We start from the raw sequence: 10,549 nt of genomic DNA, 5'->3' as shown, positions 1-10,549 counted from the left end.
GAAAAAAGGCTGGAATAATCAACCGAAATCGGAATAATAGTGCATCTTGCACTGATAATAAACGCATTACGCTGAAAATCTCGGAAATACGGGAAATGGTAATTTAGCAAAGAAACGCAAGGCAATGAAATAGAACGGTTGCCTAATCGTTACCCGAAAATGAGTGAGATTTTTCTTTGTGTCGTCACGTTTCATCGTTCTGCGTTAGTTTGCATATCAATGTATAACTCGCTGATAACTAATTTTGTAACCAAAAAAAAGATTAGATTATGCGAAGTACATTTAAGGTGCTGTTCTACGTGAACGGGAGCAAAGAGAAAAACGGTATTGTTCCTATTATGGGACGAGTAACAATCAACGGTTCTGTGGCTCAATTCAGTTGCAAGCAGAGCATCCACAAAGACCTATGGGATGTGAAAGGCAACCGAGCAAAAGGCAAGAGTAAGGAATCGAGAGACATCAATTTGGCTTTGGATAACATCAAGGCTCAAATCATCAAACACTACCAACGCCTGTCGGATAGAGAAGCCTATGTAACTGCCGAAATGGTACGCAATGCCTATCAAGGCATCGGAACTGAGTATGAAACACTGCTCGGAGCATTTGATAAGGATAATGCCACATTCAAGAAGCGTGTAGGCACAGACCGAGTGATGGCTACTTATATGTCAAGAGTACGGGCGAGAAACCATGTTGCAGCATTCATCAAGGCGAATTACAAGCGTAACGATATGTCTATGATTGAGCTGACTCCTGACTTTATCAAGGAGTTTGCGGTATTCCTCGCAACAGACAGAGGTTTGCAGAATGGCAGTATCTGGGCAAATTGTATGTGGCTCAAGGGTGTTGTTATGCGTGCCCATTACAACGGATTGATGCCGAGAAACCCATTTGCTCAATTTCACATAAGCCCCAATGTTAAGGAGAGGGAGTTTCTGACCGAAGATGAATTAAAAGCGGTGATGACACACGATTTTACGGATAGCAAGTTGGCATATATCCGAGACCTGTTTGTGTTTGCAAGTTTCACAGCCTTGTCATTCGTGGATATTAAGGAGCTGACCACCGATGATATTGTAGAGGTTAACGGTGAGAAATGGATATTATCCAAGCGACATAAAACCAAAATACCTTTCCAAGTTAAGTTGTTGGATATTCCGTTGCAGATTATCAAGCGATACGAGCCATTCCAAGAGAACAAACTCGTATTCCCCAATCTGAACTATTGGAGTATCTGTAAACCATTGAAAAAGATGATAAAAGAGTGTGGAATAGACAAGGACATTTCATTCCACTGCTCAAGACATGGATTCGCTACCCTCGCCCTCAGTAAAGGTATGCCAATCGAGAGTGTAAGTAGAGTTTTAGGACATACGAACATCGTTACAACACAGCTATATGCGAAGATTACCACCGAGAAAATCGACAAGGATTTAACGATGTTCGGCAACCAACTTAATCAATCATTCGGTAACACCACAATGGCATAAGGTATGGAACGAGCAATTATAACAATCAGCGAATCGGGCAATGTGAACATACCCGACGGCAATATATGGATGTCTTTTGCTGAACTTGTGGTGCTGTTCGATGTGGCAGCACCCACATTAAAGACAGCAATCCAAGCCATACACAAAATCGGAGTAATAGCGGAACATACGCAACATTGCGAAGTAATGCCATATACCTATTGGGCAACATTGTATAATATAGATATGATTGTCTCCCTTGCATTCCGTATCAACTCATACGGTGCAGAGAAGATACGCAGTGAGGTGTTAAAGAGGATATGCGGACGAAAAGAGAAAGTATGTTATCTCTTTTCGCTTGCCAATTCTCCAATAGGTATGTCATAATATCGGCATATCGGTAAGTCGATAAGTCGGTTGGTCTGCATATCGGCTGATTAGTCAGTCAAGGTAAGTCCGAAGATAGGTTTTTGACCTATTTTCGGACTTGTTTTGTTTATGCACCCCTCAAATTCCAATCCCCATAGTACTTTATTCACTATTCTGCTATGATTTGCGTAGCAACTTATCCGTCAATCACTTATATTTTTGTAGCTGACATTTTTTGAACTTAAAAGCATTTGAAAATGGAAGCTAACAAAGTAACATCAAGCCATAAACCGCCATCAGATGGCAGTATGGCAAAAGAAGAATTTATCCGAGTGGGAACAACGCTCTACAAGATTGTGGAGCAACCGAGACTGAGCGGTGGATATGTAAAGAAGCGTATCCCCTGGAACAATGAAACGCTCCGCCAAGACTATGGCAAGGACTACATCGGCAGCGTTCCCAAGTATGACGGATTCTGTACCGTACCCGAACACATCGGCTATCGCCCTGTAATCGGCAAGTTCCTTAACCTCTATGAGCCGATAGACCACCAACCGCAAGAGGGTGATTTCCCCTCTATCCGTTCATTGGTGGAGCATATCTTCGGTGAACAATACAAGTTGGGAATGGACTATCTGCAACTGCTCTATCTGCAACCCGTTCAGAAGTTGCCAATCCTGTTATTGGTATCAGAGGAACGCAATACAGGCAAAAGCACATTCCTCAATTTTCTGAAAGTCCTCTTTCAGAACAATGTAACATTCAACACCAACGAGGATTTCCGCAGTCAATTCAATTCCGATTGGGCTGGCAAACTCCTTATTATGGTCGATGAGGTGCTGCTCAACCGCAGGGAGGACAGCGAACGATTGAAGAATCTAAGTACCACACTATCCTACAAGGTAGAAGCCAAAGGCAAAGACCGTGATGAAATAGCATTCTTCGCCAAATTCGTGCTATGCTCCAACAACGAGTATCTGCCCGTAATCATCGATGCAGGGGAAACACGCTATTGGGTACGCAAGATAAACCGCTTGCAGTCCGATGATACCAATTTCTTGCAACGCTTGAAAGCGGAGATACCTGCTTTTCTCCATTTCCTCACCAATCGAAAGTTATCCACCGAGAGGGAGAGCCGAATGTGGTTCAACCCCTCGTTGTTGCATACAGAAGCATTGCAGAGGATTATCCGAAGCAACCGCAACCGATTGGAGATTGAAATGTCGGAGCTGCTGCTCGACATAATGGCGACTATGAATGTGGATAGCGTTTCATTCTGCCTTAACGACCTTATTGTGCTGTTGATGCACTCGCAGGTAAAGGTAGAGAAACATCAAGTGCGTAAAGTGGTGCAAGAGTGTTGGAAACTGACACCTGCACCCAACGGGCTTACCTACACCACCTATCAAGGCAACTACAATCAAAGTTGCCACTATGAGCCGATAAGGAGAGTGGGACGCTACTACACCATCACAAGGGAGCAGCTTGAATCCTTGTAATACTATCATTTTTCTGTTGAATTGTTGAATATGAGTATAAACACACTGATAATAAACAATATACACTCTCAACAAAGTCTCAACAAGCCAAAAGAGAAGTTGAGATACAGCACACACCAAATTGTAGATTTCTCTTTTGGTGAGTGGTTTGTTGAGAATGTGTTGAGCTGTTACAAGTCTGTATATAAGCATATTACATCAACAATTCATCAAATCAACAAATTTTCATCAACATTAAAACCGTATGTAATATGACAATCCAAGACGCAAAACAAATCAAGTTGGCAGACTATCTGCAAAGTTTGGGCTATACACCTATTAAGCAACAAGGTAAAAGCCTATGGTATAAATCACCGCTGAGGAACGAAACGGATGCTTCGTTCAAGGTAAACACCGAGTTAAACCAATGGTATGACTTCGGTATCGGCAAGGGTGGCAACATCATTGCATTGGCAGCGGAACTATACCATAGCGAGAATGTAGCCTATCTATTGGAACGCATAGCAGAGCGAACACCCTACATTCGCCTGGCATCATTCTCTTTTGGCAAGCAACAAACCTCTAATCATTGTTTCGAGGACATAAAGGTTGGCGAGTTATCTTCTCCTGCCCTCATCGACTATCTGCAAGGACGAGGAATAAACATCGAACTCGCCAAAAGAGAATGTAAGGAGTTGCGATTTGAGCATAACAGCAAACCATACTTCGCTATCGGCTTCCCGAATATCTCTGGTGGCTATGAACTTCGCAACCGCTATTTCAAAGGGTGTCTTGCCCCAAAGGATATTACCCATATCCGACAGCAGGGCGAGCAGCGAGATGTGTGCTATCTCTTCGAGGGCTTTATGGATTATCTCTCGTTCCTCACAATCCGAGTGAATAACAATCCCGAAGAGCCACGCACAGAGGAGCAGGATTATATGGTGCTGAACTCCGTTACCAACCTCTCAAAAGCCGAGCAACTTCTACGCCCATATACCCGAATAGGTAGTTTTCTCGACAACGACCAAGCAGGGCAAAGAGCGTATGAGAATCTGAAAAAGATGTTCGGGAATAGACTTCAAGATATGTCGCATCACTACGCAGGACATAAGGATTTGAACGACTATTTATGCCACAAAAACCAAACAAAACAAGTAGAGAAAAAGTCGCAAGTCCAATCCGCAAGGCGGATGCATAATCCACCACCAAAGAAGAAAAAGGGATTGGTCTATAATCGGCACGCTCGCTTTTCCAAGGGTATTTAGCAAAAATACCATAGCTCAATAGGGCGTTTTCTTAACGCATTACTATCGTAACGCTAAAAACTCCCTATCGAGCCAAAGGGAAAGCCCTTTGGAAACCCTGTGAGCCAATGCAGAGAGCAACCAAAAATCAATCAAGTTAAACCACTAAATCAAGCAATATGGGAAATTTCACATTTGATGTAAAGAAAGCAAAAGGCACATCGGATGCCACACAATCCGACCACATAGAGAGAAAAGTAATACCGCACAATGCCGACCCGACAAGAACGCATCTTAATATGGCGTTGGTTACATATCCCGATGGAGTGAATGGCAGGGACGAGGCAATCGCCTACCGACTGAAAACAGCAGGTATCAAGCGGAAGATAACCAACGACCAAGTGAGAGTTGTCCGTATCGTAATGTCGGGAACACACGAGGATATGATGACTATTTACAAAAATGGCAAGCTCGGAGAATGGTGTCAAGACAGCATACGATACCTGTACGATACATTCGGTTGGGAGAATGTGGTTTCGGCTCATCTTCATATGGACGAGAAAACACCACACATCCACGCATCGGTTGTACCCATCGTAACGGGAGAACGCCGTAAAGCCAAGAAAGAACAAGCCAACGGTAAACGCAAATATCGCAAGAAAGCAAATGCAGTCCGCTTGTGTGCTGATGATTTGTTCAACCGTCAGACGCTGATTTCATATCACGATGGCTATGCCGAGGTAATGGCGAAGTACGGATTGCAGCGTGGTGTTCGTGGATCCGAAGCTCGGCACACTACCACCACGCAATATTATCGGGAATTGAAGAAGATGAACGATACTCTTGAAATGGAATCCAAGCGACTGCAAGAACAGAAAGCCGAAGTCGAGCAAGAACTCAAACAGGTGAAATCGGAGATACGCACCGACAAACTCAAAAGCGTGGCTACCGATGCTGCCACAGCCCTTGCAAGCGGAGTGGGTTCTCTTTTCGGTAGCGGTAAGATGAAATCGTTGGAACGCAAGAATGAGGATTTACGGGATGAGATAGCAATCCGAGACGAGACCATCGAGCAACTGCAATCCAACATCAAGCAAATGGAGGTGGAACACCAAAAGCAGATACAGGAGGTCAAGCAATCATACGAAGCGGAACATCGTAAACAATCGGAGTATATCGACAAGATTCTGCGTTACTTCCCGTATGTGGAGAAGCTGATGCCGATGATTAAATACCTCAGCGAGAAAATGGGATTCAACGACAACCTTATCAAAGCATTGTGCACTTTCAAGGAAATCCCCGTCAAAGGCAAACTCTATTCAACGATGTTTAATCAATCGTTTTCTACCGATGGTGCGGTCTGCTCCCTCAAAGAGGACAAAGAGGGAAGATTTGACCTTAGAATCGATGGCGTATCACATCACTCTTGGTTCAGACGCAAAAAAGATGAGTTTATGGAAGCATTAGGGTTGCCGACAAGCAGAAGAAGTCAAAATCGAGGAATGAAGCTATAAAACGCACCCCTTAGCCGTAATAATTTGCCCATAGTGTGCTTATTATTACGGCTTTTTTGTAATTTTGCAGTTGGATTGAGGTAACTCCATCCAAAGACATATGAGAAAAAGAAGAAGCGTTATGCTTATCTTGTACTTGAAAACGTAGGAAATTTTCAATTAGATGCAAGGATAGCATAGTGGTTCTCACGCATATAGCGTGGGCTGCTATTGTTACATCTGCATCTATGGTTTCCTACGACCTTCAAGTAAGAGTGTGGCATTGTGGTTCGCGCTTTTTTGTAGGTTGGACTAAAATGTTTATTAAATATAATACAACAAATTATGAAGAAGCTAATTGTATCATTCGCATTTGTTTTAATTGCTTTGACTTCGTATGCTCAAGGTGGTTCTGAACATCTTACTTTTAAGGGGATTCCCATCGAGGGAAGTATGACTGAATTTTGTCAAAAATTAAAAGCTAAAGGATTTACCTCTATTGGTAGTGAAAACAATCTTGCATTGTTCATGGGAGACTTTACAGGTCGTAATGCAACGATAGGTGTAACAGCCACAGATGACGGGAAAAGTGTATTTGCCGTAGCTGTGTTATTTGACCCAAGCGGTGAATGGAATACGCTTGTTAATACTTATAACTACTATAAAGATTTATACACCCGAAAATATGGCAATCCTACTATATCAAAAGAGAAAAACCCAGCCCATTCAGATTCCAATACCGCTTTAATGGCAGAAGTCCATCAAGGAACGGTTGTATGGGGCAGTGCATGGGAAGTTACAGGTGGAGACATAGAACTGTCAATAGAAAAGACTTCTGGCTTCTATGAAGGTATGGTAATGATACGTTATCGTGATTCTCAAAATGTAGAAACCAAAATTCAAAAAGATTTAGAGGATATTTAGTATCCAATTTATTCAAAAAGTGTCTGGTACAATTATGACTAAGAAATACAATCCGTTAATTGTCAAATAATAACATAACAGATAATGAAAAAGCTTTTCGTATTATTCGCCTTAATGGTTATAGCTTCTACATCATATGCTCAAGTCTACAAAATGTATAAGACTCGGAACTATCATAATCAACTTCGCTTAAATACAATGACAGGTGAAGTTCAACAAATTCAAGATGATGGTCAGTCTTGGGAAATTTGTAGTGCGAGAGAAATTTTAGGAGATAAAGAAGGGCGATTTCGTCTTTATGAAACGCAAAATATGTGGACATTCATAATGCTTGATACATATACAGGTAAAAATTGGCAAGTTCAGTTTAGTGTTAAGGGTGAAGATTACATGTTTGCTGCACCAATCAATATGTTTTCTCTTGCATATCCTGAGAAGTCGTCAAATTGGACTAATAGATTTCAGATGTTTGCTACTGAAAACATGTGGACATTTATATTGTTGGACTCGTATAATGGACGACTATGGCAAGTTCAATATAGTACACAAGATTTAGACGACCTATTTTGTATTCCAATAAATAAATACGAATTAGTCGAAAATAACGAAAGGTGTATATTCTCTATTCAGCCGCTGACGAGCATGTATCAATACTATCTTATAAACGATAATACAGGGGATATGTGGAAATTTCAGTGGAGTACTAAGGGGGATGATTATAGATGGATTGAAAGATTCAGATAAATATTACTTCCAATATGCAGGCATTGTTTATTTTGGTAATTTGTATAATTGCTATTTCAGTAGGTATAATAGCGATGGTACGAACACGCCTAAAAAGCAAATCCAAAGAGCTTGCAGAAAAGCTAAACCATATATCTTCATATAGCGAGAAATCAAATTACGAGCAAGCAAGAGAGAGATTATCGGCTCGTAATGAGGGTGTGTTTATTGACATTCCCTCAGATTTGAACAATGGCTTTTATGGCAAAGTAATCTCCACAACACAAGAAAAAGATTTCATCAATCATTATAAGGCACATTTCCAAGAGGCATACTCTCTACTGAAGAAACTTGAAGCCTTTAACATCACTCCATCAGAAACAATATCCAAATTCATTAGCGACTTTGGAAGAATCAACAAACTTGTTAAACAGCATAATGAGGGTGTTATAACCTTTCTACTTGACACTCACAAGGACTTTTTCGACCATTGCTTGAAATATCCATTAGACAAGCAACAAAGACGCTCTATTGTTTCTGAGGAGGATAATTGTTTAGTGGTCAGCAGTGCAGGTAGTGGTAAAACCTCTTCTATTGTCGGTAAGGTTAAATATCTTACCGAAATCAAAGGTATAGTTCCCGAAAGGATTTTACTTATCAGTTATACTAATAAAGCTGCTGCCGAACTCACCGAAAGAATGGCAACCAATGGATTGAAAGGTTATACATTTCATAAGTTAGCTATTGACATTATCGGCAAAACGACAGGTACAAAACCATCTATTTGCGACAATACAGATTCATTGTTTGTAGATATATATCACAAATTGTTAGATAAATCGTCTTTCAAGAAAAGTATCGTGGAATACTTTATTGATTACCAGACGAATGAAGCAGATTGGGAACAACGCAAAAATGAAAGGCGAGAGCAATTATCAGAGCAAAAGAGTGTGCAGCTAAAGGCTATGTTCCCCGACATGGACGGCAGAGCCATATATGTAAGAAGCGAGCAGGAACAAAAGATATGTTTCGTATTGTCTTCACTTGGTGTGAAGTTCAGATATGAAGAACCATACGAACATCAATTAGCAGATGAGATGCACTCACAATATCGTCCCGACTTCTCAATATATTTTGAGCAAGGAGGAGTAACCAAACGCATCTATCTTGAACATTTCGGAGTTGATGAACACGGGCTTGTTCCTGCTTGGTTCGCAAAAGATAAGGGTATAACCTACGAAGAAGCCAATCAGAAATACAATGATGGTATAACTTGGAAGAAAACTGCTCACGAGAAATTTGGTACACAACTTTTAGTAACATCAAGTGCAGATTTCCATTATTCTGATATTAGGGATAAACTCCGTAAACTATTAGATGATGCAGGTGTGCCAATTCAAGAGAAAACTGATGAAGAGTTATACGATTTGGTGTTGCCAAAAGGTAGCAAGCAGGAAAAAGCGTTTATTCGTCTTGTAGTTACTTTCGTTACATTGGTGAAATCCAGTTGTAAATCAGTCAAAGATGTTTTAAAGCAAGCCAAAAATGCAGATGATGAACGAAGTGTGTTTATCATCAAGAATATATTTCAACCTGTGTATGAACGCTACATAAATGCGTTAAGCGATAGTAACCAAATTGATTTTACCGATGCTATTCTTCAAGCCACTGAGATATGTCGGACTTCACACCCTGTTGAATACGATTATATCATAGTGGATGAGTTTCAAGATATTTCAGTTGACCGTTACAACTTCTTGAAAGTATTGCGAGAGGGGAATCCTCCTGCAAAGTTGTATTGTGTGGGTGATGATTGGCAATCTATTTATCGTTTCTCGGGAAGTGATATGGCTCTATTTAATCAATTCCCCGAATATTTTGGAGCAACGGAGATAAACAAGATTGAAACTACATACAGGTTTGGAGAGCCTTTGGTTTCTTTATCGTCGAACTTTATACAACGCAATAAAGCCCAAATACAAAAGAATATCCATTCGTTCAGCTCAGAAATGAGAACCGAATTGGAATTCTATGCTTATGATAGACGAGATTACTGCAATACGATAGGGCAACTTGTTGCTTCTATTCCATCGGATAAATCAATATTCCTATTGGGGCGTTACTCTTTTGATGATTACTACCTCTCCTTTATGTACCAATCAATTAAAGAGAGTAATAGATTCTACTATGTGATAGGAGGACGAAAAATAGAGTTTTTAACCGTACATAAGTCAAAAGGTCTTGAAGCGGATTATGTAATACTCCTACAATGCAATAAAGATACATACGGTTTCCCATCACAGGTGAGTGACGACCCTGTGCTTAACTATGTACTCACTAAAAGCGACCAATTCCCATACGGAGAAGAAAGAAGATTATTCTATGTTGCAATAACAAGGGCTAAGATAAAAACTCTTGTATTATACGATAAGCGTTTTCCGTCTGTATTTGTGGATGAGTTCTTGCACCCCGAAAAGGTGTCAGAAGAGAGTTATGTAAAGCACCCCAACGCTAACAAAAGATGGACGAGAGGTGCAGACCAATTTCTATTGAAATTACACAGCGAGGGTAAGAGCATTAAATACATTGCTGCAAAAATGGGCCGAAGCCAAACATCTATCGTTATGCGATTGAATAAGCTTAAACAATAACTACCATCGTTTTTTATGGTACGACATTGCTTGTATCGAATAATTCTATTACCTTTGCAGTATCAAGAGTTATCACATAGGAGCATAACAATGAAGAACTCAGAAATACGAACGGTTGCTATCTCGTTACCCAATTTTCAAACAATCCGACCAACCGATTTATTCTAAGCGAGTTATCTTTTCTTGCAAAAGTTA

8 protein-coding genes are annotated in these 10,549 nt (G+C 40.7%); all 8 read left to right on the top strand.

All coding sequences use genetic code 11. From position 1 onward, the window contains the following. Nucleotides 1–266 precede the first annotated feature (266 nt). The 8 genes from I2I33_RS19865 (at nucleotide 267) to I2I33_RS19830 (ending at nucleotide 10,354) form a co-directional block, all read left to right on the top strand. On the top strand, nucleotides 267–1,490 hold the full coding sequence (locus tag I2I33_RS19865) for a site-specific integrase (protein ID WP_195666891.1): 1,224 nt from the start codon (nucleotides 267–269) through the stop codon (nucleotides 1,488–1,490). A gap of 3 nt (nucleotides 1,491–1,493) precedes the next feature. Continuing rightward, nucleotides 1,494–1,856, top strand: a complete 363-nt coding sequence (locus I2I33_RS19860; RefSeq protein WP_195666890.1) for a hypothetical protein — start codon at nucleotides 1,494–1,496, stop codon at nucleotides 1,854–1,856. Between the two features lie 239 nt (nucleotides 1,857–2,095). After that, entirely contained in the window at nucleotides 2,096–3,337 is a 1,242-nt protein-coding gene (locus tag I2I33_RS19855; protein WP_195666889.1) for a primase-helicase family protein, read from the top strand. A 251-nt stretch (nucleotides 3,338–3,588) separates the two neighbouring features. Further along, entirely contained in the window at nucleotides 3,589–4,584 is a 996-nt protein-coding gene (locus I2I33_RS19850; RefSeq protein WP_195666888.1) for a toprim domain-containing protein, read from the top strand. A gap of 158 nt (nucleotides 4,585–4,742) precedes the next feature. Continuing rightward, the gene (gene mobV / locus I2I33_RS19845; RefSeq protein WP_195666887.1) at nucleotides 4,743–6,077 is read left to right on the top strand and encodes a MobV family relaxase; all 1,335 of its coding nucleotides are present in this window, start codon (nucleotides 4,743–4,745) and stop codon (nucleotides 6,075–6,077) included. A gap of 324 nt (nucleotides 6,078–6,401) precedes the next feature. Continuing rightward, complete coding sequence (locus tag I2I33_RS19840) at nucleotides 6,402–6,980, top strand: hypothetical protein (RefSeq protein WP_022391180.1); 579 nt, start codon at nucleotides 6,402–6,404, stop codon at nucleotides 6,978–6,980. Nucleotides 6,981–7,178: 198 nt separating this feature from the next. Continuing rightward, complete coding sequence (locus I2I33_RS19835) at nucleotides 7,179–7,724, top strand: hypothetical protein (protein WP_229128398.1); 546 nt, start codon at nucleotides 7,179–7,181, stop codon at nucleotides 7,722–7,724. Nucleotides 7,725–7,738: 14 nt separating this feature from the next. Further along, entirely contained in the window at nucleotides 7,739–10,354 is a 2,616-nt protein-coding gene (locus tag I2I33_RS19830; RefSeq protein WP_195666885.1) for a UvrD-helicase domain-containing protein, read from the top strand. The last annotated feature ends 195 nt before the right edge of the window (nucleotides 10,355–10,549 follow it).

Origin of the sequence: Butyricimonas sp. BSD2780061689_150309_C8 (assembly GCF_015560935.1) — a bacterium.
Classification (GTDB): Bacteria; Bacteroidota; Bacteroidia; order Bacteroidales; family Marinifilaceae; genus Butyricimonas; species Butyricimonas paravirosa.
Note: the sequence above shows the minus strand (reverse complement) of the source record. Positions and strands in the feature narration are given on the sequence as shown.